Origin of the sequence: Peptoniphilus ovalis, assembly GCF_018919265.1 — a bacterium.
Lineage (GTDB): Bacteria > Bacillota > Clostridia > Tissierellales > Peptoniphilaceae > Peptoniphilus_A > Peptoniphilus_A ovalis.
Genome location: NZ_JAHLQO010000004.1, coordinates 160,027 through 186,510 on the forward strand (window position 1 = coordinate 160,027; position 26,484 = coordinate 186,510).

The 26,484-nt window shown below is 32.7% G+C and carries 30 protein-coding genes; all 30 read right to left on the minus strand.

Annotated elements, in window-relative coordinates:
- Nucleotides 1-9 precede the first annotated feature (9 nt).
- On the minus strand, nt 10-660 hold the full coding sequence (locus KQI68_RS06485) for a phosphodiester glycosidase family protein (protein WP_216549517.1): 651 nt from the start codon (nt 658-660) through the stop codon (nt 10-12).
- Complete coding sequence (locus tag KQI68_RS06490; protein WP_216549317.1) at nt 642-1,400, minus strand: N-acetylmuramoyl-L-alanine amidase; 759 nt, start codon at nt 1,398-1,400, stop codon at nt 642-644. The genes KQI68_RS06485 and KQI68_RS06490 overlap by 19 nt, the downstream gene beginning before the upstream one ends.
- A 12-nt stretch (nt 1,401-1,412) precedes the next feature.
- Nucleotides 1,413-1,781 carry a hypothetical protein gene (locus KQI68_RS06495; RefSeq protein WP_216549318.1) on the minus strand — a complete coding sequence of 123 codons (369 nt, stop codon included), beginning with the start codon at nt 1,779-1,781 and terminating at the stop codon, nt 1,413-1,415.
- 14 nt (nt 1,782-1,795) lie between these two features.
- The gene (locus tag KQI68_RS06500; RefSeq protein ID WP_216549319.1) at nt 1,796-2,245 is read right to left on the minus strand and encodes a hypothetical protein; all 450 of its coding nucleotides are present in this window, start codon (nt 2,243-2,245) and stop codon (nt 1,796-1,798) included.
- Between the two features lie 87 nt (nt 2,246-2,332).
- Nucleotides 2,333-2,476: a CD1375 family protein gene (locus tag KQI68_RS06505; RefSeq protein ID WP_216549320.1), complete on the minus strand. Its 144-nt coding sequence runs from the start codon at nt 2,474-2,476 to the stop codon at nt 2,333-2,335.
- Nucleotides 2,477-2,548: 72 nt separating this feature from the next.
- Nucleotides 2,549-3,166 (minus strand): hypothetical protein, encoded by a 618-nt coding sequence (locus tag KQI68_RS06510; protein ID WP_216549321.1) that lies wholly within the window; start codon nt 3,164-3,166, stop codon nt 2,549-2,551.
- 11 nt (nt 3,167-3,177) lie between these two features.
- Complete coding sequence (locus KQI68_RS06515) at nt 3,178-3,483, minus strand: hypothetical protein (RefSeq protein ID WP_216549322.1); 306 nt, start codon at nt 3,481-3,483, stop codon at nt 3,178-3,180.
- A 78-nt stretch (nt 3,484-3,561) separates the two neighbouring features.
- Nucleotides 3,562-3,981 carry a hypothetical protein gene (locus tag KQI68_RS06520; RefSeq protein WP_216549323.1) on the minus strand — a complete coding sequence of 140 codons (420 nt, stop codon included), beginning with the start codon at nt 3,979-3,981 and terminating at the stop codon, nt 3,562-3,564.
- Between the two features lie 100 nt (nt 3,982-4,081).
- Nucleotides 4,082-4,573: a hypothetical protein gene (locus tag KQI68_RS06525; RefSeq protein WP_216549324.1), complete on the minus strand. Its 492-nt coding sequence runs from the start codon at nt 4,571-4,573 to the stop codon at nt 4,082-4,084.
- 4 nt (nt 4,574-4,577) lie between these two features.
- The gene (locus tag KQI68_RS06530; protein WP_216549325.1) at nt 4,578-5,051 is read right to left on the minus strand and encodes a hypothetical protein; all 474 of its coding nucleotides are present in this window, start codon (nt 5,049-5,051) and stop codon (nt 4,578-4,580) included.
- 56 nt (nt 5,052-5,107) lie between these two features.
- On the minus strand, nt 5,108-5,725 hold the full coding sequence (locus KQI68_RS06535) for a hypothetical protein (RefSeq protein WP_216549326.1): 618 nt from the start codon (nt 5,723-5,725) through the stop codon (nt 5,108-5,110).
- A gap of 12 nt (nt 5,726-5,737) precedes the next feature.
- Nucleotides 5,738-6,307 (minus strand): BppU family phage baseplate upper protein, encoded by a 570-nt coding sequence (locus tag KQI68_RS06540; protein ID WP_216549327.1) that lies wholly within the window; start codon nt 6,305-6,307, stop codon nt 5,738-5,740.
- Nucleotides 6,308-6,315: 8 nt separating this feature from the next.
- A complete protein-coding gene (locus tag KQI68_RS06545; RefSeq protein WP_216549328.1) occupies nt 6,316-6,885 on the minus strand; it encodes a hypothetical protein in 570 nt (189 codons plus the stop codon).
- 12 nt (nt 6,886-6,897) lie between these two features.
- A complete protein-coding gene (locus tag KQI68_RS06550; RefSeq protein ID WP_216549329.1) occupies nt 6,898-7,071 on the minus strand; it encodes a hypothetical protein in 174 nt (57 codons plus the stop codon).
- Nucleotides 7,072-7,077: 6 nt separating this feature from the next.
- Entirely contained in the window at nt 7,078-10,497 is a 3,420-nt protein-coding gene (locus tag KQI68_RS06555; RefSeq protein ID WP_216549330.1) for a DUF4815 domain-containing protein, read from the minus strand.
- A gap of 10 nt (nt 10,498-10,507) precedes the next feature.
- Nucleotides 10,508-11,062 carry a hypothetical protein gene (locus KQI68_RS06560; RefSeq protein WP_216549331.1) on the minus strand — a complete coding sequence of 185 codons (555 nt, stop codon included), beginning with the start codon at nt 11,060-11,062 and terminating at the stop codon, nt 10,508-10,510.
- Between the two features lie 6 nt (nt 11,063-11,068).
- On the minus strand, nt 11,069-12,070 hold the full coding sequence (locus KQI68_RS06565) for a hypothetical protein (RefSeq protein ID WP_216549332.1): 1,002 nt from the start codon (nt 12,068-12,070) through the stop codon (nt 11,069-11,071).
- A complete protein-coding gene (locus KQI68_RS06570) occupies nt 12,070-13,125 on the minus strand; it encodes a baseplate J/gp47 family protein (RefSeq protein ID WP_216549333.1) in 1,056 nt (351 codons plus the stop codon). Before KQI68_RS06570 ends, KQI68_RS06565 begins: the two co-directional genes overlap by 1 nt.
- An 11-nt stretch (nt 13,126-13,136) precedes the next feature.
- Entirely contained in the window at nt 13,137-13,784 is a 648-nt protein-coding gene (locus tag KQI68_RS06575) for a contractile injection system sheath initiator (RefSeq protein ID WP_216549334.1), read from the minus strand.
- An 11-nt stretch (nt 13,785-13,795) separates the two neighbouring features.
- Nucleotides 13,796-14,470, minus strand: coding sequence for a hypothetical protein (locus KQI68_RS06580; protein WP_216549335.1), 675 nt, complete (start codon nt 14,468-14,470; stop codon nt 13,796-13,798).
- Nucleotides 14,471-14,482: 12 nt separating this feature from the next.
- The gene (locus KQI68_RS06585; RefSeq protein WP_216549336.1) at nt 14,483-15,100 is read right to left on the minus strand and encodes a hypothetical protein; all 618 of its coding nucleotides are present in this window, start codon (nt 15,098-15,100) and stop codon (nt 14,483-14,485) included.
- Nucleotides 15,066-16,259 carry a hypothetical protein gene (locus KQI68_RS06590; RefSeq protein WP_216549337.1) on the minus strand — a complete coding sequence of 398 codons (1,194 nt, stop codon included), beginning with the start codon at nt 16,257-16,259 and terminating at the stop codon, nt 15,066-15,068. The genes KQI68_RS06585 and KQI68_RS06590 overlap by 35 nt, the downstream gene beginning before the upstream one ends.
- A 101-nt stretch (nt 16,260-16,360) precedes the next feature.
- Nucleotides 16,361-16,591: a hypothetical protein gene (locus KQI68_RS06595; protein ID WP_216549338.1), complete on the minus strand. Its 231-nt coding sequence runs from the start codon at nt 16,589-16,591 to the stop codon at nt 16,361-16,363.
- Complete coding sequence (locus KQI68_RS06600; RefSeq protein ID WP_216549339.1) at nt 16,581-17,447, minus strand: hypothetical protein; 867 nt, start codon at nt 17,445-17,447, stop codon at nt 16,581-16,583. The genes KQI68_RS06595 and KQI68_RS06600 overlap by 11 nt, the downstream gene beginning before the upstream one ends.
- A 35-nt stretch (nt 17,448-17,482) precedes the next feature.
- Nucleotides 17,483-20,038, minus strand: coding sequence for a M23 family metallopeptidase (locus KQI68_RS10440; RefSeq protein WP_281422245.1), 2,556 nt, complete (start codon nt 20,036-20,038; stop codon nt 17,483-17,485).
- Between the two features lie 10 nt (nt 20,039-20,048).
- A complete protein-coding gene (locus KQI68_RS06610) occupies nt 20,049-23,318 on the minus strand; it encodes a VgrG-related protein (protein WP_216549340.1) in 3,270 nt (1,089 codons plus the stop codon).
- Nucleotides 23,311-23,520: a hypothetical protein gene (locus tag KQI68_RS06615; RefSeq protein WP_216549341.1), complete on the minus strand. Its 210-nt coding sequence runs from the start codon at nt 23,518-23,520 to the stop codon at nt 23,311-23,313. Before KQI68_RS06615 ends, KQI68_RS06610 begins: the two co-directional genes overlap by 8 nt.
- Nucleotides 23,504-23,905: a hypothetical protein gene (locus tag KQI68_RS06620; protein WP_216549342.1), complete on the minus strand. Its 402-nt coding sequence runs from the start codon at nt 23,903-23,905 to the stop codon at nt 23,504-23,506. Before KQI68_RS06620 ends, KQI68_RS06615 begins: the two co-directional genes overlap by 17 nt.
- A 52-nt stretch (nt 23,906-23,957) precedes the next feature.
- Complete coding sequence (locus KQI68_RS06625) at nt 23,958-24,380, minus strand: hypothetical protein (RefSeq protein WP_216549343.1); 423 nt, start codon at nt 24,378-24,380, stop codon at nt 23,958-23,960.
- A gap of 15 nt (nt 24,381-24,395) precedes the next feature.
- Nucleotides 24,396-26,480 carry a hypothetical protein gene (locus KQI68_RS06630; protein ID WP_216549344.1) on the minus strand — a complete coding sequence of 695 codons (2,085 nt, stop codon included), beginning with the start codon at nt 26,478-26,480 and terminating at the stop codon, nt 24,396-24,398.
- Nucleotides 26,481-26,484 lie beyond the last annotated feature (4 nt).

A 26,484-nucleotide genomic window follows, 5' to 3' on the forward strand; every position in this document is an offset into this window, starting at 1 on the left:
ATCTGCCTTTTAAATTACACTAACTATCGTATTTAATCTTCTTCTTTGGTCTTTAATAACTCTTCCTTCTGCCACCATAGCTGTAGAGCCGCCACCATCTAGATTAAGAGCACTATAAAGTCTAAATTCTTTTAATAGGTCGTTTCTCGCATCAGTTAATGTTCGATTCTCTTTAGTTATTAGCAATAAGATTTTTCTGTCTTTAGTGTATGCAATCATTGTGTGTGGTGCATACCTCGATATATCTGCCATTGCTTGCTCTAACTTTAGGTTATAGTCCGGATAAAGTGCATTGCCACCTATCGCCCATTTTACTTTTCCTAGCTTTTGTATTTCTGCAAGATTATTAAATCTATCCATGATTACGCCACCATCTTCAAAACATACCATTGTACCTTTTCTAGCACCGCCATAATTATTAGTGTGAGAATTGCCACCTAAAGCTACATTGTCTTGCACTGCTATCTGCCATATACTATCTTTATTTTGTGGATTTTTAGTATCGAAGAATGTTCCGTTAATAGCAAAATCTCTTTTGCATTGTGATAGTGTTCTACCAGCTATGAAATTAATTCTTATGTTTAAAGGGTCTGTCTCTATTACATAGAAATTTCCCTTTTCATAGAACTTAGTCTCATTATTTAGTTTTTTTTTAATAATCTGCTAACGACTACTGCAACTTCTGCTCTAGTTATTTCTTTATCAGGTCTGAAAGTTCCATCATCGAATCCAGTCATTATTTCTTTTTTTAGGACCTCGTCAATCTGTTTTTCTGCCCAATGTCCTTTATAGTCTTTCTCCATCTTCTTTTCCTCTTTCACCTTAGATATTTTATTAGATTCTAATGTTCCAAATTCTGAATCTTTAGATAAGTCTATTTGCCATTCTATAGGTTTTTTAATATCCTCTTTAAATTGCCACCACTTAGACCAATTGTTTTTACTCCAGCTACCAGGACAAATTTTTCCAGTTGCATCGAAGTGCCTAATCACTCTTTCTATTGGAACTTTAAACTTAACCATTAGGTTTTTAGTTAATTCAACTAAATTCTTATATGCTTTTTCCTGGTCTATATCGCTATTTATACATAATTCTATGCTTATACTGTTGCTATTATATGCATTTTTAATCCTATTAGGATTGTTAGCATATCCCCACTTATCACCTATAGACCAAGCCACGAACGAATCTCCTATAGTTTGAATAATCTCTTTATCATCAAGATAGTAGTGTGCTGACCCGTATCTAGTTGCTCCATTAAGATATCTTAAGTGATTTTCTGCATCTGCACCCTTAGAACTATTTCCAGTATCGTGGATAACAATATATTTAATGTCGTCGTAACTTCTTTTTTTTCCTATCTGTTTTTTGTTGCTGATAGGCCTATACTTAAATTTCATTTAAATCAACTCCTATAAATTCTTAGGACCTTTCTTTAAATCTTCAACTTCTTCATAAAGTTTTTCTATTTTATCCAGTAATTCCCTTTTGCATACTTCGTTGTCACTTTGTACCGTTACAAGGACGTGTTTTAATTCTTCGATGGTTCTTTGAATGTCGTCTATCTTTTTATCCATTCTGTTGTGCATCTCCTTCGTGTCCTTTATAACTTCGGTACTGTTTTCCATTGCCTTTATATTCGCTCTAAAAGCATCTAAAAATTCTGATATAATCTTAGGTGACTTTTGTATTAGAGTTATTACTGCATATATAACTACGATAGATAGAGCCATTGACAAGCCTTTTTCTATCATAAAGGTTATAAATTTTTCGTTTGCCATCTCTCACCTCATTTTCATTCAATAATTCTATAATGTAAATCTAAAGCATTAGCTACATTTCCATAAGTATTTTGTAAATTCTTACCTAAAGTTATAATTATGGAATTATTTTTTTTAATTGTTCTATCGCATTCAATTCTAAAAATATTACTTTTTACTTTAAAATCTAAGTATTGTACACCATAAGAACCATCAACCGCACTAGGTGTCATTAATGTAATCTCCTTTACGGCATATATCCTAGCAAAATTCAAATCTATTTTAAATTCTGCTGTTTTCCATGGCCTATCCACTAATGTTTTTGCCCCATAACTGGTACTCATGATTGAATCGCTATAAACTCTATATTCACAATTAGATTTTAACCAAATAATTTTCTCCCATAGAATACCCCCCCCATTAACAATTCGCTTAATATCAACGTTTGAAGAGGTTATTCTTTTTATTTTATTATCTATTTTCATAAATTCCTCTTTTAAATCTATATAAAATGTAATTATTATTTTCAATTTTAAATAAGTAGGGAGCTACCTTTCGATAGCTCCAATCCCTTACTTATTTTCTTTTTCTTCTGTTAAGAAGCCAAGTCCTGAATCAACTAGGATTTCTTTTACTCTAGCTTTTAATACCTTAGGTACTTGTGCATATGTGCATTTTTCAAGAATAATTCTTTGTGCAAAAAACATTGCCATCATGGTTTCACCCCCTTTAAAATAAAGTTTTATCCAATTAATAAAATTAATTAGCCCTTTCATAAAATCACCTCATTAAGTAGTGGGTGAATCTGTATTAGTAGCTTCAGGCGGAATTGTTTCTAGACTTCCATAAACTATAGTTGCCATTTCTTGTATTAAGTCGTCTCTAAATGCTCCTTGTTCTTCTATCGCTTTTATTTTTAATTCCAACTTTTCTGTTTCTGATATTTGAGGTCTAGGCTCTTCCTTAGGTTTAGGATATAAATATCTTTCTTCCTTTTGTATCAAGTCTCCACATTTAGCTACAATAAAAAAGGAAGTCTCTTTATCGACCTCCTCTGTTACTAATTTATTATTTTCAATTCTTGCCTTTTCCGTTCCATCTACTTTAAACTCTATTGTTTTATTGATTATATCTCCGTACTGGTCATAGACTTTGCCAGTTAAATTATAAAAATCTACTTCCATATTAGTTTCCACTGGTCTAGGTAATTCATATTCCTCTATGAGTTCTGAATTACCTTTAAATTCTTCTTTAGGTAAAGCTTTAGATAAAATGTAAGCATCTTTTAAAATGTCGTCTTTTTGTCTGTTTTTGCTTATTATATTCACTTTATTGCAAGTGTTGTTTTTATAAATAATGGTTAATTCTGAACGTTCACCATCATCTATATAATTATATATTTTCAATATGTCACCTCTTATCGAGTTCTATATACTATTGATGCCATTATGGCACATCTAGAGTCTTGTATTAATATTTGTATTTCTCCTAAATCGGTTATTATAACAGTATTAGGATATTTTGTATGGCTAGAATCTTTAGCGTTGTAGAACTTATACTCGCAGGTTGTCTCCTTCGGAATTAAACTGGATTTAAGATTAAGATTCATTCTATAAGAACGCAACTCTTCAGGATTAGTATTGACTATGACTTCTGCGTACTTATTATCAAGTTTCCTCGCATGAATTATATATCCACTACCCTCAAAGACTTGATAATCCAATACCCCCCCCCCAATCTCGTAAACTACGCCATTATAAGCTATTTTATTTATTTTTTTTGCCATTTATATTCTCCTTTTTTATCTTATGAATTCATAATAATAATCTCCCTGGAATCCACTATGAGGATATTGGTTTATGTTTTGATGTTTAATTAGATTTAAGAATTTTCCTTTTGAATAATGAGAAAATACTTGTTCTTCCTCGTTTGTAATACCTATTTCTTCTGTATAAGTATCTACTCCAAATCCACCAAGATAATATCTTCTATATTTATAGAACTTGCCATCATGCTCATAGTAAAATGTACCAGTATCAACAGATTCTACATAGTTTTTACTTACTTCATTATTTAAAATAATTTTATTACCAATTAATTTACAAGTTTCATAGTAGTAATCTATGTTGTTATTATTTTCAACATCACGAATGAAACCTATTGCTCTTTTAGTTATTCTTCTATAAATCGCCTTTTTCTCGTACCTTTTCCATAAATACAATTTCTCCCACAGAATACCCCCCCCACTCACAATTCGCTTAATATCAGCGTTTGTAGAGGTTATTCTTTTAATATTATTATCTATTTTCATGTTTCACCTACTATCTACTGTATTTACTTGTTAAACTAATGGTAATATAAGCATCAATTAATTTTTTTGTGCTTAATAGACTTTTATGCACTTCCAAAGCGAGATACCATTGTGGCTGTGTCGCTAGTTTGTTTTTCATATTATTTATAAAACTGGAACTCATCGTATCTTGCAATCCAAAGTAAATGCTTTCTTTTCTATCAATACTTTTAAATCTGAAAATATCATTTGTGTTAGGGTATTGGATAGCATTTATTTTTAAAGTGGAATAATCTAAATATTCTGGCAAAAGCACTGGTTTAATACAAAAGAAACGTTCATTACTGTTAAATCTTATTGGGTAACCAGGGTTCATAGTGTAATACCCATTATCAATTATATTTTTCTCGTCAAATAGATAGTAGAAATTTTTAAATGGATACTCCCAAACGACGTCATTTTTGCATAAAACTTTATTAATATTTCCATTAATTTTTATATCTTTTATATTTTTACTATTCATAAAATCACTCTTTTATAAAATAAATTTTGCTTTCATCATTCTTTTGAGAAGTAGATAAAGCATTATATTGAGATTCTGTTAAAATTATCTGTTCTTTTAGATTGGATAATTTAGTTTTATCTGCATTTGTATAGTCGTTTGAAGATAGAGCCTTTCCACTTATTTTATCTACTTTATTATTTAACTTAGTAGAGATGTTTGAATCTAAAGAAGATACACTACTTTTATTTTCTCTAGTTCTTTTATCAAAATCCCCTATCCAATCCTCTAAATCTCTTTGTGTATCTATTGATTGCCAAACGTTAGAGGTGTTATAACCATCAGTTTTTGCTCTTGATATATCTTTCCCTGATAGACTAGAAAGTTTATTATTCCAAGTAGATTTTTCTGAATCTGTAACTAGTCTATGCGTACTATCTTCTCTTAATTGCGATAAATTGGTAGGTATAGAACTTGTATCAGCCTTTTTATCTAGCAATTCTTTAATCTTAATTATCAGCTGTTTTAAGCCGTTATAGTCTAATATCTTCATAATCAGCTACCCATTGCTTCGTTAATTTCAGTATTGGTAATTGTCTTAATATCTTCCTCTTTTAGATAGCCAGTTAAATCAACTCTAGTGTCTGTATCTCCTATTTTCTCCCACTTACTATTAATGTATAACCATTCTTCGTAAATGTTGTTTCCACTTCCTTTAGGGCCTACTAGATAAATTACATTTTCTTCACCGGTAGATGGTCTAGTCGCTAATATTTCCTTTTTCATGTGTCTAGCATCATTAATTAATGTTTTAACCTTAGTTTCATTAATAAAAGAATTGTCATTAACTAATTCCGATAACTTTGTAGGTACTTGAATATTTACTTCTGTACCTGAAATATTAAGTAGTGTTCCGTTTCTCTTAATCTTTGTAATTACGTTCTTTTCAGCACCATCTTCAAGTCCATTAATCTTATTTAGGTTAGCACTTGATAATAGTCCAGGCTCTTCACTAGTTGCTACGTTATAAGTTTTTAAGGTCGAAAGTTTTTGTTTTTCTTCATTTGTAAAGTTATTTTCTGATAGTCCTTTTCCGCTTTCCACTTGTACGAATCTTTCTTTAATAAGTCCTATTAGTTGTTGTAATCCTTGTAAATCAAGAAATTTTGCCATTTGTTTCCCCCTCTAAAATAGTTTTAGGATTTCTCCCTCTTCAATCGGTCTAATGTTTATATCTTCTAGCATCTTCTTTTGGTCGTCTTCTCTAAAGAAGTCTATACCTACTATTGGCGTTTTCCCATCTTTGCCATCTTTACCATCTCTCCCAGGCGGTCCTGGTGGTCCTTGTGGCCCTTGAATGTTAGGTAAGAATGGATTAGTAACTATATTTCCACATACTCCACTTGCTAATGTTTCTCTTATTTCTAAATAAAAATCACCGCTTGTAAAAACGGTGTCGCCATTAATTATTTTGATTTCACATTCGCATATGCCGGGTACTGATAATACTGAATCTGTCAAGACTACCTTTAATACTTTTTTATCTTTTGAAACTTCGCAAGGTAGTTTTATTTTTACCTTGTCTGGTCTTTTAATTAAGCAATATATATCTTCGTGTTTTCCTATTGTTATTTCCCTTAGATTTTCAACTAACTTAATATATATAATGCTTGTTTTGTTGTCGTATTGGACTAATCCACTGTAAACTCCGCTGTTGTTTTTTACGTCTACTTTTATATTAAAAAGTTTCTCCATTAAATCACCTACCCTAGTATATTAAGTAAGCTTTTTAAGTCCTCACTAGATGCACTCTCAATGTTTAATTTATAGTTAAATTCTTCTATTTGTTTCTTTATAGTCTCTAATATTTCTTTAGATTCATCTGATATGCCTTGCATAGTTGCGATGTTACTTTTAGACAACTTGTATTGGTCCATAAAGGATTCTACAATGTTCTTTTCAAGATTTATCTTTATGCTAGATTCACTATTGATGTTACTTTGTCTAATAATTATCTTGTCGCCCTTTAAAAGAAATACATCATCTAGAGTTTTTCTTTGAGGATTTAGTGAAATATTTGTTGTTTTTCCATTACTGAATAGGTCTATATTTACAGTTCCAATATCTGCTAACATCTCAATCTTATACATTCCCATTACAAGAATTGGTATTTCTTTAGGAATATCAGTATTTTTTATTGAATAATTAATTTTTTCTTTGATGTTAGGCTTTAATGTTTCGTAAACCTCTTTATTGTTGTTAATCTCTTCAACTATTTCATTGATTCTACTAATGATTTCAACTAAATATGAATGGCCTTTTAATTTTTCCATTTAATCACCTAATTAAAAAGAAGATAGCTTATTAACTATCTTCTTAATCTCTTTTAATTCATTTTTTAATAATTCTACTTCCGTTCTTAACTCAACCACTTCTTTATTCAAGCTTTCTATAGTAGGTTTATCTTCGTCTTTAGGTTTAAAGATTAAAGCTCCTACTGCATCTACTCTATAACTCATATTCGCCTACTTTACAATACATTTTAATCTTCTAACAGTAGGTCTAACTGCCGGATTATTAGTTGTTAGGTCCACTCTAACTCTAAAGTTATTAACTCCACTTGATTCGTTAGCTGTATAAGTGTATTCGATATATCCACCTACTTTTTTAACTTTTCCATCACCATTTTGAGTAAGTTTTTTCCAAGTATTACCATCTCTATCTGTAGCGTAGTAGAATACAACTCCTGCTCCACTAGGTGCATAAACATCGGCTATTACCTTTACACTTGTATACTTAGCATCAGTAACAATATTTCGTGATACATAAGTACTTGATGGACTGTTTAAAGTTCCAAGAAGTAGTAAGCTATCTAGTGCTATTGCTGGAGATACATTTCCTTTAGTTGTCATTTTTGCTCTAACTGTAACATTGTTAATTTTCTTTAATAGGTCTACATGATTTTCTATTGCAAGTGGTAACCAAGTTTTAGATTCATCTATTGAATATTCCCATTTAAGCGTACAATCTAAAGGCACTGATGTATCTGCTAAAAGCTTTATTCCATCGTATTCTACCCCTTTAATTGAGTTAAAATAGATAGTTGACTTCCTAGTATAATCATTGATATAAAGGTCAAATTTAAGGTTAAAGTCTTGCTTAGCACTCCAAGCTATAGCATTAGAAGATTCGAACATCATACCTGGTACATATGGATTTTCTAAGACTATTTTATTGGTAATTAAATCTTTCTTACCTAGTTCTTGTACATAGATACTAGCTGTAGGTGAGTTGGATAAAACAGTAACTGCATATTGTTCATTGGCCTTTAAATAGATAGGGTCATCGAACTTTATGAGAGTTTGAACTGAACTGTCGTTACTAATTTTAATGTCGTTATATCCTACTACTGTTTCTGATAAAATTTCTTCACTAGGATATCCGTTGTCACATTTTCTTATCTGCACTCTTAAGTCGTGCTTATTGTCTTTAGATGCAAAGTAAAGTCCTATTGAAGTTAGCATTTGGTCTGTTAATACTGAAAAAGTTTGAGCTACTGGGTCTACATATACTTCGGTCCACTTAGTGCTATATACTGTTGTATAAGTTGTGTGCGTTCTAGTTGTATAAGTTGTTGTAGTTGTCTTTAATGTACCATTAGCTATGAAAGGTGTATCTCCAACTAGTTTTGGAAATTCCTCTGCATAAATTTTTACATTTACAGTACCGCATCTAACATTATTAGGAATGGTGAATTTACCTTTAACGACTCCATTAGTATCTGCCATTAGCGAACCATTAGAGCCTTTGTATGTTGATGATTCAGGTGTGACGTCTACTGGAATATCGTTAAATATTACTCTAATGTTATCTTGTCTAGGGAAAAATCTTGAACCAGTGACCTTTATTTCGATTGGTCTCATGTACTCTATAGCTGAATCTGTTACCTTAGTACTGGTATCTGTAGTTGTATATGAACTTGAAGTAGTAGATGAGGTAGTGCCTGACTGTCTCCATTCGTACCATCTTCTAGCTTCTCTATTTGGGCTGCTATTATTACCATCTCTAATTGAGTTATAAGATACTGTAGTTCCGCCATTTTCTCTTAGTGTTATATTGTTTGTTTCAATCCAATTATCCACTCTAGGATATATGTCTATGCTAGGTGTTTGAGGGAATACTGTATAAGGATTGATTCTGTGTGCTCTAGTTGCGAAAGGCTGTTTGTCTCCTGCTTTTTCTTCCCCTAAAGCTGTAACAATTCTGTTGTACGCTGAATAGTTTTTTGAATTGTCTTTGTCAATACTCAACTTATTAGTATTTAGCTTATACCCAAGTGTCAATTCGTTGTTTGCTACATCGATACTTGCATTATATTTAGGGTGATTGATGTCTGATTTTGTAAATCCTAAAAATCCATCTGTAAAAATACCTTTAAGTTGTGTTGCATCTTCTCCCTCTAATGCTTCTTTGTCTAGGTCTGTAATAGCTTGATTTACTTCCATATCTTCGATTCTTTCGAACATTTTTTGAATTCTATCCATATCTGACCTAATATTTCTTGAATTTCTAATCTTTAGAGTATCATTAACTGGTGCTACGTGAACATATCCAAGTAATAATACCGCCTGGTCTGTAATATCCGGTGGTGCTATCTTGTCCTCTGTATCTGATTGTCCTGGAACTGCTCTTAAAATACCTTTTTCATCTAAAGTAATACTAGCTATATAGTGAAGATAAAAAGTGTAGTCTATAAGCATTTGACTTCGTTCTACTGGTGTATCTCCATTAAGTAGTTCTACGTAATATTGCCCGTTATCTACTGTTAGCTTGTAATCTTTACTAGGTATCATTGTTTTATTGTAGTTGAATTCAATTTCATAAGTTGAACCTAAATCGGGTTGCTTTCCACCATTTAACCATCTAATAGTATCTGATTCTAATACGTAGTCAACGTTCTTAGTGTAATTAGTACTTGTATTTGATTGTTTGATTGATAAAACTTCGGCTACTGGTGTGTACTGGCTAGGTATAGGGTCTGTACCATTTACTGAACCTTGTCTTGTCAGCCTTGTAGATACCTTAATAACTGAAATTAATCTGTCGATTTTAGATACCGGATTATTGTTTAATGCGTATTTTTTATTTCCACTTTGATATATCTTAGGTTCTGCAACTATTGACCTTGTAGCTTTAGCTCTAGGAATTGGAATAGTAGTTGCTGTTTGCTTTTCTATTTCCCAACCATTTACATAAGCTTTACCAATGGATAAGTTGAGGTATAAGTTGTTTTCATCTTGTTGTGCCTTTTGAGATAGCTCTAATCCTCTAACTTTATAGTGTCCTGATTCATCAAATGTACGTCTAGCAAGTAGTGCTAATAACTTGTTGTACATTGTGTCATCTTCTTTTTTATTATTTGTTACTAACTCTCCATCTTGCAATAGGTATATAGCTGTTGCCTTATCATCGTTAGCTGTTAAGATTAGAGTTTCTTCAAGTCTGTCTGAACTAGGTAATCCAAAGGCTGGTAATCCACTTGCTGGAGATACAAGCCTATTATCATCGGTGTATTTTACCGCTTTAGTTGATAGTCTTACTCCAACTGATTCAAGGCCTTTTCCCTTTATTCTAACTTTTTGACTTTTGAAATCTCTTACAATCCCGTTGATATAGATTTTTCCATCTGTGATAGTGATATCTTTTTCAATGCTACCTTCAATACTTTCAATGATTATTTGTGCACCACTCTTGATGTCTCCGTCTTTAAGGAAACAGTCTGCAACTCCTTTAACTATTCTTTTTGATGTGGATTGAATTTCGTTTAAATCTCTATTTTGAAGTGGTGTTCCTGGTCTAAAAAGAACTTGCGTATAATCGTTATTTAAGTTCGTATCATAATAAGGTGCTTGCGAAATATCCAAGTTTTCAAATTTATCTGCCATTATTTCCCCCTTAGCACTCAATTATCATAATATAAGTGTCTTTAGTATCTGATTGTCTTGTGACTGGCTTTCTGTTGTTTAGGACCTCTAAGATTCCAATATCTTTAATATCTTTAGGTAATAATACATTACTATTTTCTTTACCACTCACTGGCGTTACTCTAGAGAATAGACCTATTTGTCTATATGCAACTGGTGGTAGTTCTTCAAAATAAATTGTAGTTTCTATAAGTACCCACCTTGATTTAAGTCTTAGTCCTTCTTCCTTAGATACAGTTCTAAATCTTTGTTTAGCATACTCAATTCCACCATTTTCGTCAGGTACTACAAGACTTACCCTTTCAGCCTTTTTAAGTCCTACTAACTCTTCAAGATTTTCTGCATCTAAATCAGGCTCTGGTGGAATAAATCCTTCTTCCGTTTCCTTTTCCCAAGGCGAAGTCTTACCAATTCCAAAGAATACATTGCCTTGTTCTACAAATGCAAGTGCCCTTGAACAATGTGCGGTATTTGTGATAATTGGTAGCCTTTCGTGAATATTCGTGCTTACTGCTCTTATTGCCATTTCTCACTAAATCCTTTCTGTTTTAATTTCTATCGGTTTTAAAGATATGTTGAATTTACCTTCTTTTTCTCTAGTTCCTTCAATAGCTTGTCTTTCATATTCTAAAGCATCTGCAATTGTAGGATTTTCTTTTTGCATTATTACCGCTAAATCTTCTAAAGATAAATAACCGCCAGCGTAGTTTCTTATTGTTCCAGTTCCGTAGTAACTTCTAGATAGTTCAACTCCGTCCCAATAGATTATTTGCTTACCTTCAAGTAGTGAGAATCCATCTAGGATAGTGTTTTGTATATCTTCTTCGTTAGTTGCTCCAATAGGTACTGTGTGGAATATTGTGTTGTCTACTTCTTTAACATCTATATAAGTATTTCTGTGGATTTTTTCCCATACATGCGTATTTCTTTCTAATCGGTCTATATCCGTTATAATATCCCATCGTGGTGCAAGTGAAAAAACTATTTTTACTCCACCAGCTTTTATCTTATTAAGATATTTTATTAAGTCTGGTGTGATGTACGAAGAATCTGGCAAACTAATGTCAATTACTGAATATATCCAATAATCATAAGATATTATTCTTGAAGTGCCGTCTAAGACTCCTCTTTCATCTAAGATAATAAGTTCAGTCCAAGGCTCGAATACTCTTATGGATTCCGGAATAAATTCTTCTTTGTGGCCTTTGTTAATCTTTCTTGCTGTTGCTCTTTTAATAGCTTCAATAGTATTTTTAGGTGCTATGATTTCTTCGATAATTCTGAATCTATAATCATCGTCATTTTCTCCAAAGTCTCTTGATACTCCTAAAACATATCCCCAATAGTCCAACCATTCACCAGTTGCGGTATCTAGTGCCATTGCAAGCTTTCCGTTTTGTAGACCTTCATCACCAATTCTTAAAGCTTCATAAATTGCATCAATTAATACGCTTTTACTTCTTCCGTCTTTATCTGTGTTTAGTTTATATAATGCTACTAGAGTTTTGTAATATATACTGTTTAAAAAGTTCATCAATCACTCACCACTATTTCACCTGGTTTTAGGATTTCGTTGTTGAGTGTGACAATATCTTTTTTATCCTCTAGGTCTATATAGGCTATAATCTCTCTAAAATTGTCATTTATTACAGTAATTAAAGTTGATATATTAAGGTCCTCTGATACCTTTAAGTTGTTTATATACTGATAAATAATCTTCTCTATCGCTTGATTGTAAACGTTAGGGTCATAACCTGGTCTATAGACAACCTTTATATCAAGGTCAACAACTTTTTTAACTGTTGGTCTTACGACTACTTCAATACCCGCACTTCTATAGCCTTCAACTTCTTTTAAAACTTCTTGTTTTAATTCATCTGTTAGATTTCCATAAATATCGTGTACATAAGCAATTAAGTATCCTATATAGTTGTCGTCGATGTAAACTCCAGCTACTCCGTTTACTTGCTTTATGCCATAAGCTACAGCATCTTTTGTGCCCCTTTGTAAAGTGTGTACATACTCTCTAAAGCGTTGTTCTCTTTCTGTGTCTGATTCAATGTCTTTGCCATTGCTAAAATCGTTATTGTTAGATATTAGATATATATTAGGGTTTCCGATAGATAGCTTAGATATTTCTCCAGCTGTAACATTTCCTATTGTTCCTTTTTCTGTACATTCTACTGGCACTATAACTGCTTGTGCTCCCTCTTTAATAAGGATATCTTTTGTAGATTTAAAGTATATTTTTCTTAGGGTGTTTTCTCCAGTATGAAATTCTGTTCCCTTTTTTATAACCTTATCTTGTAAAATAGGGTCTTCGTAATATATCGTTACTGTTCCACTTGCATAGCTTGATGCATATTTTTCGAACTTAAAAGCGTTGTAGCATGCGTTTCTTACTGCATATTTAATAGCATTAAATAAGTTATAATAAAACTCTTCTATTTGAAGTGATACCGCTTCTAGTAAAGTTCTTACTGCTGAACCTGGGTTAAAATCTGTTAATTTATCAGTCTTAATACTGGTCCACGTAATTAGTTTTTGTAAAATGCTATCTTTATTTTCACTATTTAGTCTAAATTTCAATTTCTCACCACCTATAAAAGAATATATTCATATTTGAAAGGTGTTCCAGGCTCTATAGGAATCACCGTGCATGATACGTACCTCGCACTACCTTTATGGATTAACTTTATATTTGTTACGTCTTTAACTCTAAAGTCTTCTCTTATGCAGGATTCGACCTCAAATATTACTTTGTTATCTGTTCTACCATTATCAAGTAGACCGTTGTATTTATATAAATCTGAACCGTAATCGGGGTGTTCTATAAGAGAGCCTCTTTTTGTCGTTAGCCTTGTATTAAGTTGTTGTGCGAGGTTATTAACTCCAGCTACTAACTTAATATCTCCACCTTCTCTAATTTCACCTTGAATTGTAGTTGCAACTGGTAAATCTCCGTTAATGTCAATATCTATTCCATAGGCTAAACTTTCTATTTCTTCATTTCTCCTATTAGAGATGTTTATATCATCTCCATTAGGCTTAGGTAGTAGGATTATGTCACCTATTTTAGCTACTTTTGGGTTATCTTTATAAGTATCACTAAAAAATACGCTATCTATATAGGGTTCTTCGAGGCTATTAAGTATTGTTATTTGTCGCCAATCTTCTATGTCGTAAAGTCTAGCTAATTTCTGTAGTGAATCACCTTCGGTTATTCTATGGGTTTTAAGTCCGTGCATATAATCACTTCCTAACTTTCAATAAAATATCTGTTAATGTCATAATTTATCGATAAAATATTCATTAAAAGAACTGATAAATGGTGTGTTAAGTTTATCGTATTTATATTTTCGTTTGATAACCTACACTTAACATATTCAATATTATCTGCTAATTGAGTTATTCTCTTATGTCCTAGTTGCATCTTATCAGGCTTTACATTCTCATAGCAAAACTGATACAAGGAATAGTAGACTGAATAGCTTTCAAGCAAGATATATAAGATATACATATATACATCTTTTGTTTCATACTCTTTTGTCTCTTCTAAAATATCTAAAATTGCACTATCATTAATTGATTTATCTAGAGACTTCAAGAATAATAAGTCCGTTATTTCTTTAATCGTTTTGCCACCTCTTACGCTTTCTAAGATGTAGTCAGTGTTTAGTATTGCAGGACTATAAGAACTAGCTAATTCGTGTATTTTTGAAGCTTGTAGCGTGAGTTTATTCTTAAACTTATATTTGATTTTACCTGAATATATGATGTCACTTTGTAGGTCTAAACATACTAAAGATGCAATTCTTAATTTCTTAGCAACTACTGAACCTACTCTAGGATTCCACCTTTTGCTATTAGGCCTAGCTCCAATAAGTGGTGCTAAGTTATTTAGTATTACTTTTCCTCTTTCGTGTATTTCCATTTTTACCACCACTTAAAATTCTAAAAGTTCTGCTGCTAAGTCTTTAAGGTTTTGAGGTGAGAAGTTATTGTTTGCTCCGTCCTTTTCCTTTAATACTCTATCTTCTACTGTTCTAGGTGCTGTTTTGGGCGTTCCAATGGAATTTCCTATGCCTTGCCCTTCGTTCTGACCTCTAGGCTGATTAGCATCTCGTATTACATAAAAACTCATATCATATTTATATAATAGTGGCTGACTCACATTTCTTAATATTGATAATCTAGTAGGTATTGTTTCGTAGCCTTCACCATCTGTGTGATTATAAAACATTAAAAAATCTTTTACTGGCTTCCCGTCCTCTATATCTTGCATGTTTTCTCTTATTATGCTTTTTAATAACAAAAATTTCTTATAACCATGTTCGGGGTCTTCTGTTGTGCTTTTAAATCCGGTAATGCCACTAACCGTTAATTCTCTAAGTCCTTCACCAAATAAATCAAGGTAAACTCCAGCCTTAGTGTATGTTGCATTTGCCCTATTAGGTATTTTTAGCTCGTACTGTTCCGGATTTATAGTAAATAAATAAGAATGGCCTTTAAACTCTAATTCCATTCTTTTAAGATGGGTTAATCCATTGCTGTTTCCATTCATTTTCGCTATCCTCTTTCTTAGGGTCTTGATATGCTCCGTTGCCTTCTTTTATATCTATTACTGGTGCTCTTACTTTAAAGCTTTCTTTAGAACTTAAATACATAGAGCCTTTACTGTGTAAATTTACATTTCCAGTTGCATTAATTTCAATATCTTCACCTATTACAATATTAGTGGCCTTGCCTTTGTTTTGGTAGTGTATATCAAGTTTTCCATCTTCTAGAATCCTTATATTAGTAAAATCATTAATCTTTTGAAACTCCGGTATTGGCTTAGGCTCTTTTAACTTATTGATGTTAGGGATATCACTTTCTCTTAGTGTTTTGTGTGGATACTTACTTTCTTCATAAGGCTTTTTCGGTCTCCTATTGGAATCCCTTTGTTGCATAATAGTAAACTCATCATCAAGTTCGATGTAGAATAGTTTATTCTTGCTATCTTTAGATACTCTAGTAACCCCTTTTTCACTATCGTGATAGAATCTGTTATATACTGTCTCCTTTGTATCTTCATAAGTATTTTGTGTTTTTATTAGGTAGTTAAAGGGTTTATATCTAAAGAACTTTTTAAGTGCTCTAATGGTCTTATAAGTCCATTTATTCTTAATAGTTAAATCGTTGTATCCAAATCCATTTTCTCTATGGTCTGATATTTTCTCTCTTCTTCCAGTAATAAAACTTCCGTTAGCTTTTACTTTTTCAAAGTTTCCATCTGCATCTACATAATCGTATTCTTGAAGTTTTGATACGTTAAATATCTCTTCCTTTTCTCTTTCAATTTCTCCATCTGCAAAGACTGTAGGCTGATTAGTTAGTGCATTGTCAAAGGGTGCAATAGAGCCTAATATAATAGGTTTTTTCTTCATGGAATCTATATGTGCAACTAAAACAAATTGTCCTTCATGAAGTGGTGTGATTCTTCCATAAGCTACATTTCTTTCATCGTCCCAACCTTGTGAATTTTCTAGTATCAAGCATTGAACGGTTTCTTCATCACCTTTTTTACTTGAACCTATATATGAGCCTTGCTCTAGTACAACTTCTGCTGTGTGGGTCTTATTATTAACTCTTTTGACCTTAGCTAATATTATTTGACCGGTGTTATCTAAATCACCACGGCCGGGATATTTTACGCTTCCTAGATTAGCTTGTAATCTCAAAACATCACTTCCTTTTACAATAAAAAAAGCACTTTAGATTTATCTAAAATGCTTAGCTTTTTTTAATTAATATACTTTAAAAATTATATGCTTTAATTAATTTAATAGCACATATCTATTTCGTGTGCAGCTGATTTCGGTTCATAATTTAAAAACTGCTCTACTGTAATTCTTCCACTTTCTAGTGATTGTGTAGCTGATTTATATTCGAATTTGATATCTTCTTCTATATCTTCAACTTTGTAGAACTTTCCAAATCTTTTATACCCCTTTAAAGCTTCTAAAGTCGCCTTTCTGAATTCGTTATAAGAAGGTGCATTATTATTCTTCATTTTCGTACTCCTTTAATTTATCTTCTCTAACTTTTTGTGCTGCATCATAATCTTTTGACTTTTTTACCCTAGAGAAAAATTCTTCTGCTGTTTCAACTTCTTTTCTATTAATTTTATTACCAGTGTACATATAAAATATAATAGGCTCTTTTTTACAAGTTTTAGGGTCCCAATCAGGCGGTGCAAATTCTTCATCAAAATCGCACCATGAAATAGGCTCAAATCCACATTGTTGATAAAAACTGTGATTCCCACTAAATGAATCTAACTTTTTACCGCCACGCCTTACAGCTTCTTCCATTATATCTTTACCCCTAGCGTTTATGTCGTTTTCATTTTTACATACACTTATTATATCACCATCTCCGGTAATTGCAAAGGTCGAACCATTTTTTTGTGTATAGTTTCTAGTTTTTTCATAATTTTCTACTTGGTGAACATCAACTCTCCACCTAACAGTAGGGTCATTTGTTTTCTTAGTTTCTATTAAAATATTTCTAAATTGCTCTGCTTTAACTCCTTTAAATTCTGCATATTTCTTAGTAAAATTTATAGTATAATATTTCGCAATAAAGTTTTGCAACGATGTTTTTTTATTGCTCTTTAAATATTTCTTTATTATTTTCTTTTCAGTATCAAAGTTACCGGTTTTTTTAGATTTAAAATGTATATTTCTATCCTTGTTTGTTTTATTATAAATTGCTCTTTTAACTATATTTAGTGCGACGTTAGGGTTCTTCCACCTTTTAGATTTATAAGGTCCTTTTTTGCCTTGAACTTCTACATCTATTAAAACTAACTTGGTCTTGTTTAGTCCTTTTATTAAACTTGTATCTCTATAAACTCTAATTTTCATTTAATCACCTTATGTATAACAACTATTTCTAGTTGTTAATTAATCCCCTTAATTCGATAGCATTTTTGCCATTTTCCATTCTTGATTTTTCCACCATATCCAGCCGGTGTTCCTGGCTTATGTGCTCCAAAGCTTCTTCCATTTATTCCTTCATCTGATACGAATTCTGTGTGCCCTGGTCTCCATAAAACATCTCCAGGCAAAGCTTCATTAAATGATATTTCGTATAATTGTTCCCACGAAGGTATTGAACTTGAACTAGGTGCCCATTTTCCTTTATAGCTAATTCCTAGTGCTTCGCAAGTCCTTTTATATACAAAACTAGAACAATCGGAATACCCATCTTCCATTCTTTTACCTTGACTATATGTTTCTCCAGCTTTAGATAAGAATGTATTCACTAAATTTTTTCTAGTACTTGATAGTCCATCTGTATTATTTGATGCTTTATTGTTATCTGAATAATTTTCAATATCTGCATTTGAATCTGCTGGTGTTATGACTCCAGTTATACTTTGCATATCTGAATAATCCATAATCTTATATTGATTCCACGGTGCATCAAATCTAGTGCCTTTTTTCATTCCTCTAGTAACTTGTAGTGAAGTTAACCAGGATTCATTGTAAGTAAAAGAATGACTAACATTTTCTATATAGTATTCCATATCGGTTTCTTCTAGTAGAAGTCTATCTCCGATTTTGTACTTAGCATCTCCAATTAGAGTTATATTTCCATTTTCCATTTGATTATTGTGTATATTCCAATTAAATAGATTTACAACCTTTTTAGATGCAAATTCATTTCCTTCGTTGCTGCCTAGTAACTCATCAACTCTATTTAATCTTTCCTCGACTTGATTTTCGCTTTCTTCAATTACGTAATCTAGATAACTTTTTTGATTAAAGATACTATCCCATGGATTGTTTATAGCATTTTGAATTATCCCTTCTACATAATTCTGTTGAGCTCTATTTATAGATTCTTGTGTAGGTTTTCCGCCAAATTCTTTGATATTGTCTTTTAGCTTTTCTTTTTCGCCTTCTATACTAGGACCATTTAATAAAGTACTCATATCAACTTTTGATATTTCCGTTGTCGTATCATTAGGTCCGCCTTTTCCACCACTTCCGCTATTACCTTTACCCTCTAGATAAGGTAGTGGGTCTACTGCTTTTCCGTTTTTCTTAACCTCAAAGTGGAGATGCGGTCCAGTTGATTTTCCAGTACTTCCTACTTGACCTATTATTTGACCTCTTGTAACTTTTTCGCCCTTTAGTAGTGGTGGTTTTTTTAAGCAATGTTGATATCTGGTAACTAGTCCGTTTGTGTGCTGAACTTCTATCCAGTGTCCTGATATGTTGTTATATCCAACTTGCTTTACTACTCCATCTCCTACACATGGAATAGCTGTTCCAGCATCTGTTGCTAAGTCGATTCCGTTATGTTGTTTACCTTTAGTTCCATATACTGGGTCAGTTCTTTTTCCAAATTTTGATGTTAATCTTGCATTAGGTAGTGGATATAAAAATGTTCCACCTTTATCTGCTGCATTATCAGTAGTTTCTGTTGTTGCTATTCCATCACTTGAAGCTCCGTCTACGCTTATTTGAGGGACATCTCCTACATAGTTATATTTACTATTAACTTGTAATCTTCTAAGTCCATATTTCTTATAGAAAGGCGGATACCATAAAGGTCGACCAAACATTTCCGCTATACCTGAATAGGCTGTTTCTCCTTTAACTACAAAACATGTATAAGTTTCTAAGTCGCTTCTTCCTAGATTTTTTGATACAACTTTTGTATTTTTTACGGTTATCTCTGGTAAATCGTTCCATTCTTCCGGATTAAATGGTGTTGGTCTAACTATTAGAGTTGGTTTATCCTCTTCTATTTCCCAATATATTTCGTAAAATGGAGCATTTCTAAGTTCTTTTAAGAACTCCCATAATCCACCTTGATATTGAGTGTAAAACTGTTCATCTCCTATAGATGCTTCGTTATCTTCCGGATTATCTTTAAATATTGTTCTTGCTAAAGATTTATAGCTTTCTCCATTAGCGAAGTTTATATCTATTCCATTTTCTGTGTAGTGATTATATGCTGTTTCAATTATCTTCGCTGGACTGTTTTTAAACATTACATCTATCTGATGTGGGAAAAATCCGGTAGTATATTCTACTGTTTGTAAATCTGTTATCGCTCCAATACCAAATTGTATAAGTGCTTTATTAAATCCACGTCCACTAATTACTAAACTTCTTGTAGCTATTAAGTCTGGGTAGGATTCTGATTCATATATGCTATCTACCATTCCATAAAATATTGGTTTCTCATTCTCCCCATCGCCTAATCTAATAATAACTAAGTCATTGCCACCTATTGAGTTGTACCACTCTTCTTTATAAACTAGAGTAATTGAAAAAGTTGCACAATCATCGCTCCCAATATCTCTTTTAGTTTCGATACTCAATATATTAAGGTCTAGTTGAGATTCATTTATTTTAGTTTTTTGAAATATTGTAAGTTCTCCCGTTTCTGTTGCAAATTCAACTTTAGCGTAAGGGTGTCTAACAAATGCTTTACTCATTTTCTATCACCTAGTTTTGATATCTTAAATATGATTTTGATAAGTCTATTTGACTTCCATTATTCATTCCCAAGCGTTGTAATGCTTGTTTAATTCCATTTTCTATCATTACTGCTATGTTATCTGTACTTTGTCCGTTAGCGTTGATATTAAAATTTAAATTGACTGTTCCATTTACATTATTAGTTGATTCTTTTCTGTAGTTTTCTGCATCAAATTTATTTAGGACGGCTTCATCTTTGTGGATATATGCTAATTGGTCTCTATCAACTTTATCTGTTCCTATTGCGTAACTTTTTAGTGGTGCTTGATTTAAAAGTGCTAATAAGTCTTGCTCTTCTGTAACAAATCTATTGTTTTTAAGTGAGTTTTGAATTGCCCTAGAAGAACTCTTGAAGAATGAACCTACATTATTTCTTTTGTTTGCAAATGAGGTGTTTATAATTTCTTTTTCGTTCATTCCTGCGTTAATGTTCCCTAGAGCTTTAACTCCTAAACTGCCACCACCAAATTGAATTGATGTTGAAAATGCTAATTCTTGTAATGCTCTAGAACTATTTAGGTCTACGCCTTTTTCTTTTTTAATTTTATTAATTAAAGGTACTGCATAATTATTAAATGCGTATTCTTGTTGTTTTTTTGTAAATCCATTAGGGTCTGAATTATATGCTTTTTTCCAGGCATTATCAAATGAACTACTGCCGGGATTTCCGGAACCACTAAAAAATTTTTCAAATGGTGTTCCTTTAAGACTTCCTACAAATGCTTTAGCACTTCCAGTTGTTGTTGAGAATTGAGGTACTCCATAAGATTTTCCACCATAGTCGCCTTTAGTGTTTGATATTGCATCTCCTCTAAGACCGCCTACCTCGTATTTAGCTGATATCTTTCCTAAAAAGTCCCCTATTTGAGCTTCTACTGCGTTTTTTGCATTATTAATGACTCCACCTTTTGAATCACTTGAACTTTCTGGCAAATCTTCACCAGTAATCAATTTATAGCCTTCTGCTTGATTTCCACTAGCTAAAGCATCAAATAATTGACCTCTAAGTGAATCCCCTTCTTTTAGGCTATCTTTAGGTGTTTCTTTATTCTCTTTAGTCTTATCTTTATCTGAACTTAAACTTAAGATATTATCAAAGATTTCTTCTTCTTTTCTTAACAGTCTTTCTTTCCAGGCTAAGATTTCATTTTCTCTTTTATCGTCTTTAGAAGATTTTGAACTCGCTTTAATTTCATCTAAGTTTTCTGTGGTGTTGTTTCCAGCTGCTTTATTATAAATGCCTTTACCAACTTTTCCACCTAACCAACCACCTAGACCACCTATTGCAAGTCCACCTAACGCTCCTACTGCTGTTCCAACTACTGGGACTGGTATTGCTGTTCCTAGTGCTGCTCCAGCCTTTGCCCCTAATATTGCTCCACCAGTTGCACCTAATCCACTTCCTAGCTGTTCACTTGCTTTTTCGTTTTCACCTTTAGAAAAACTTCCAATGGCTTGAGCTCCACCTATAACTGCAGGCAAAGCAACTCCAACTTTACCTAATTTAGGTGCTATCTTTCCAAATTTCCCACCTAATGAACTTAGTAATTTACCGCCACCAGCTACTGCATCATCTGCACTACTAGCAGCTGTATTCTTGAATATGTTAGAGAAAATATTGCCTAATCCAGTGCCCTTAATTGCTTCGCCATTCATTTTAGATGCAAAGCTTCCAATACCTTTAAGCCCTCTTCGAACTATAGCACCTTGAATCAATCCGCCTAGTACTCCACCGGCTAAATCTCCACCTATCTTTGCTCCCATAGGCATTGAATTATATAAGTTATCCATTGGCCCTAGAGCGTTAATTGCAGCGTCACCAGCTGTATTCTGTGCTTCTTCTCTATTTACATCACGTAATTCTCTAGCATTAGTTCTTGAGGATTCTATATCACTTAAGATTTTGTCTTGGCCGCTTAAATCGATATTATCGTATTTATTGTATATATCTTCTGGACTGTTGTTCTTAAGTGCTTTAATGAGTTCTCCAGCTTCGGTCATACTCATTCCAGCATGTTGTCTTAAGAAAAATTTTTGATTCGTTTCGCTGTATCCTGCAAGTTTAGGTAAATTCTGTTGTATTTGTTTAAAGTTCTCTGGGTCGCTCCAACCTCTGTCGCCTTGCTCCATTATCTTCGCCATTGCTTCAGGTCCTACGTTTCCGTTTTCTCCGTAACCTAGTAACCTAAGCATAGTATAGTCAGATGTATTAAATAAGCCTTGAGTTTTACCTAAGAACTCTGCACCTTTTTCACCTTTTAAGGCTGCATTTTGTCTACCTAGAGCATCAAGAATTCCAGCACTAGCTTTCAAATCCTCTGATGATACGCTTATCTTTCCGCTTGTCATTACATCAAGGATTCTATCAATGGCTTTTACTTGCTCGGATTCTCTGCCTTGCATACCTTGTTTATTAATAGAAGTGGATATTATATCTGTTACATCACTTGCTTGACCTGGTGCAAGACCACCTCTTTTTACAAGTTCTGAATAAGTGCCTATTGATTCACTAGTATTAAGTCCATAAGCCTTAGAAAATCTTTGAATACTTTCTGTATCTTGGTCTAATCTGCCTTTAGAAGAAAATCCAGTTGTTGATAAAAGTTGATTCTGCAAGGACATTGTATCTGTGGCGTTATATCCTAGACTTTTGCCTATTTTATAAGCATCTTTTGTTCCCCTACTAAAATCATTTCCGTAAATACCTAATCTTGCGTATGTTCCCATAGAAGTTAAGTTATTACTTTGAGCGGTAGAAATAGAGTTTGAAGCATAAGCTTTAAGGTTAATTCCAGCTAAAATAGTACTAGCTAAGTTGCCTATTTTATTGCCAAATTCTGTTATATTTTTTTGCTCTTGCTGTTGTTTTTTTCGTTCTCCATTTAACTTTTCTGTAGCTAATTTCTGTTCTTCTCTTTGACCTCTTGAAGAACTTCTACTAGAACTTTGAGAACTTTTATTTTCTCTATATTCTCTTCTTCTTGATTTTCGGCTTTCTTTATTAAGATTATTAACGGCCTTTTCGAAATCCCTCATAGTACCGTTAAGGCCAGTAAGAATATTTGTTAATTCATCTATACTAGAATTAGCGTTAGTTTCTCCATGCTTATTTTTGACCTTACCAGTTCTTTTTACATTAAACTTTCCATCGCCAATATGCTTATTGAGTTTTTCAAATTCTTTTTTCGCTTGGCTTGTATCTGCTGTGATATTTAACCTTATATTTTTGTTACTCATTAGCTTTTACCTCTTCCCACTCATCAAGACCACGTTCATATTCAGCGAAATCATCATCTACAATAGTTCGTTTGTATCTGTCTATGTTTTCAGGGTCATCGAATCGTGTTAACCATTCAATTAGTGATAAATCGTAAGAATTTAGGCTTGTAACAACAGGGTCAAATATTGGTTTTCCGTAAAGTTTACTCGCCTTCCACAACCTCTGAATCACCGGATTTAGAGCTATCTCTTGTATCTTCTGACTTGTACATTTCGTTTCGAAAGGTAGCTGTGAAATTATCCACCTCTCTATAAATATCATCTATAGTTTCAAATCTATCTAGATTGTCTATATCGTACCAATCTGGCTTTTTAACTAGTAAAACATCTAGACTTGCCAATTTAAAGGCTTGTACAACTGCACGGTCGAATATATTTTCGTTATCTGCCCCTTCAAGATATCTACTAGCTAAAACTTGAATCTTAACTGAATCAAGTACACTAGGATATTTACAAGTAAATTCGCCTTCAACTTCTTTTCCAAATACAGTAGTTTTGATGTTAAAAGTGTGTTGTCTTTTATCAATATCTAAGTATTCTTGCATTTAAATTCTCCTTTTTTATAAAAAAATAGAAGTGCCATAATAGCACTTCCTTTTATTTTCCAGTATCTGCTGATAAGAATTGAACTGTTGCATCTTCACCACTTATAGCGTTAGCTCTGTGAGATTCTGTGTAGTCTGTGAATGTGCAACCCCTATAAACTCTTAGAGTTTTATTATCAACTTTGTTTTGAATTTCAATATCTATTACCCCAATTTTTAGGATATCTTCTCCTATACCTACCATTCCAGCTTCTACTAAACTGTCTTTTCTTAATAGATATCTAGATAGAGTAAATGAACCTTCATATCTTAGGTGCACATGTTCTTGTGGCATTATTGTACCTAATTCATAAACTCCCTCTGTACCATATCCAATTCTAGGTTCTAGTGATTGAGCTCTTCCTACTTCTACTCCGTTTACTTTAATAAGTATGAGGTTACCGGATAGCGTTGTTTGTTCATTAATACTTGCCATTAAAAATCACTCCCCTTATAGCGTAATATCTTGAAGATAAAAGTCTTGGTCTATGAAAGTAAAGTTAGTTACAAGTGTAGGTGCAATTCCGTATCTGATGTTTACTTTATCTCTGTGTTTAGTGATAGTTACATCTTTATAAGCTACGATAATACCTTCCTTAATACCATCTTTTAGTAGTGTTAAGACTTTATTTCTAGCACTTTCTAATACTCCAAATGGTGTAAGTTTACCAGTTAGCATCTTTCCTAGTTCTTTTCTAATTCTCTTAGAGAATATATCTGCTATTGCTCCAGTAGAACGTTCTGTTAGTAGTGGGTCGTCATATTCTGTGAATGTAGTATAGTCCCATACTAACTTAGGATAGAATGTTTTGTGGTCGTAATCTGATACTATTTGTTGGAAAAACATTACGCCATTGTTGATAAGCCTTTTAACTTCTAGGTCTGAATATTCGAATTCAGGTCTAATACCTTTATAAGTGTCTGCTGTAGCACTTTCTGCCTTTAAAAAGGCTGCTCTTCCAGCGTGTTGAGCCGCAATAATATAAGCAGGATATAGCTTGATTTCTCCGTTTTCGTCATAATCATACATACCTTGTCCCATATATTGAACTCTTGCATCTCTTAATTTTTTAGCGTTTTGAATTGCTCCACCAGCTGTTATTCCTTTACCTAGTCCGCATACCATTCTACGTTCTTTACCTTTAGTTTTACTCATTTGTAAGCAATGTTCTTTTACCTCTGCAATGATTGACATATCAGTAGTTAAAGGTACGATATAGTCAATATCATAGTTAGATAATAGGTCTAAGAATTTTACATAAGAAGAACTAGAAGTCCCTTCATCTCCACCATTTAGTGGTGTAAATGGATAGTTTTTATAGTTAGATACTTCTTTATTAACTATTTCTGCTTCCACATAATTTGATTGGAATCTTAAAGTCTTTGTAAGGTCTCTAAGAATAGCTGTAATAGGTTTTTCTTCTTTGATATTTTCTTTTTCATAGAAGTCTAAGTCGTTTACTGTTAATTCTGAATTAGCTGAATCAACCATTTCAGTTTCATAGTTTTCGAAAGACTTAATATATTCACTAAGTGATTTTAAGGACTTGAATCTAGTTGCATCTAAATCAATATCTAAATCAACTATAGCTGTTGCTTCATCTTTTCCAATATAAGTTTGTAGTTTGATTGAATCCCCTTTACCATTAGCTGTAATACTCATAGCTGCGTATTGTTCTTTACCAGTATATTTGATAGAGAAGCAACCACCTAGATTGTCGAAAGTTTCGTATTCGTCCCTTTTGCCTTCGTAAACAACTAATCTTTTAGTGCCTTCTGATGTACCATCTTCTAATTTGTGAGAAATCAAGTTTGTTTCTTCCCCATAATCCTTAGAAGTGATAGTATAAACGAATTCACTTTCTGTTACTGGTGCTGTACAAGGAATTAGGAACGTATCGCCTTTGTTGTATTTGCCTTGTTCAAATGTTATAGTTACTCCATCTTCTAACTCTTTGTTAGTAGCGTTTTGAGTGTCATTTAATGCAAGGTTATCTTTTGATTTATATTGTTCATCAGTAGCTAACTTATAGTTAAATGTACAATTTTCAAGGTCATTTAAGCCTTCACTTGTTATAACTACTTTATATGTTTTATTTTCAGTTCCAGTATAAGTTCCACCTACAGTTAGTTTTCCAGTTGTATTTGCATGTACTGTTTTAACAACTTCACCAACTTTAGCTGGTACTTCCTTAGTTTGATAGATTTCTGTTGAGCCTTGCTTAGCGTTATTTGCTCTAATAGCAAAGATTAAATCTGCTCCGCCTAATTCTACGCCAACTTTAGTTTCAGTTACTGGGTTATATGCTCTTAAGCATGCATCTAATAGGTCTCCACCTTTTAGAATCTCTTTAGCATCTTCTGGGTCTTCTAAAAACATTATTTGTCCCGGAATACCACCTTTAGAATCTCCAATAATGGCGATGTTTTGTGCACCGTTTACGTTGTCATCTCTTAAGTGAGATGTTACGTGAGTATAAACATCAGGTATTGAATAATGGTTTCCGTGGAACTTATAACCTTTTCTATATGCCATTTTT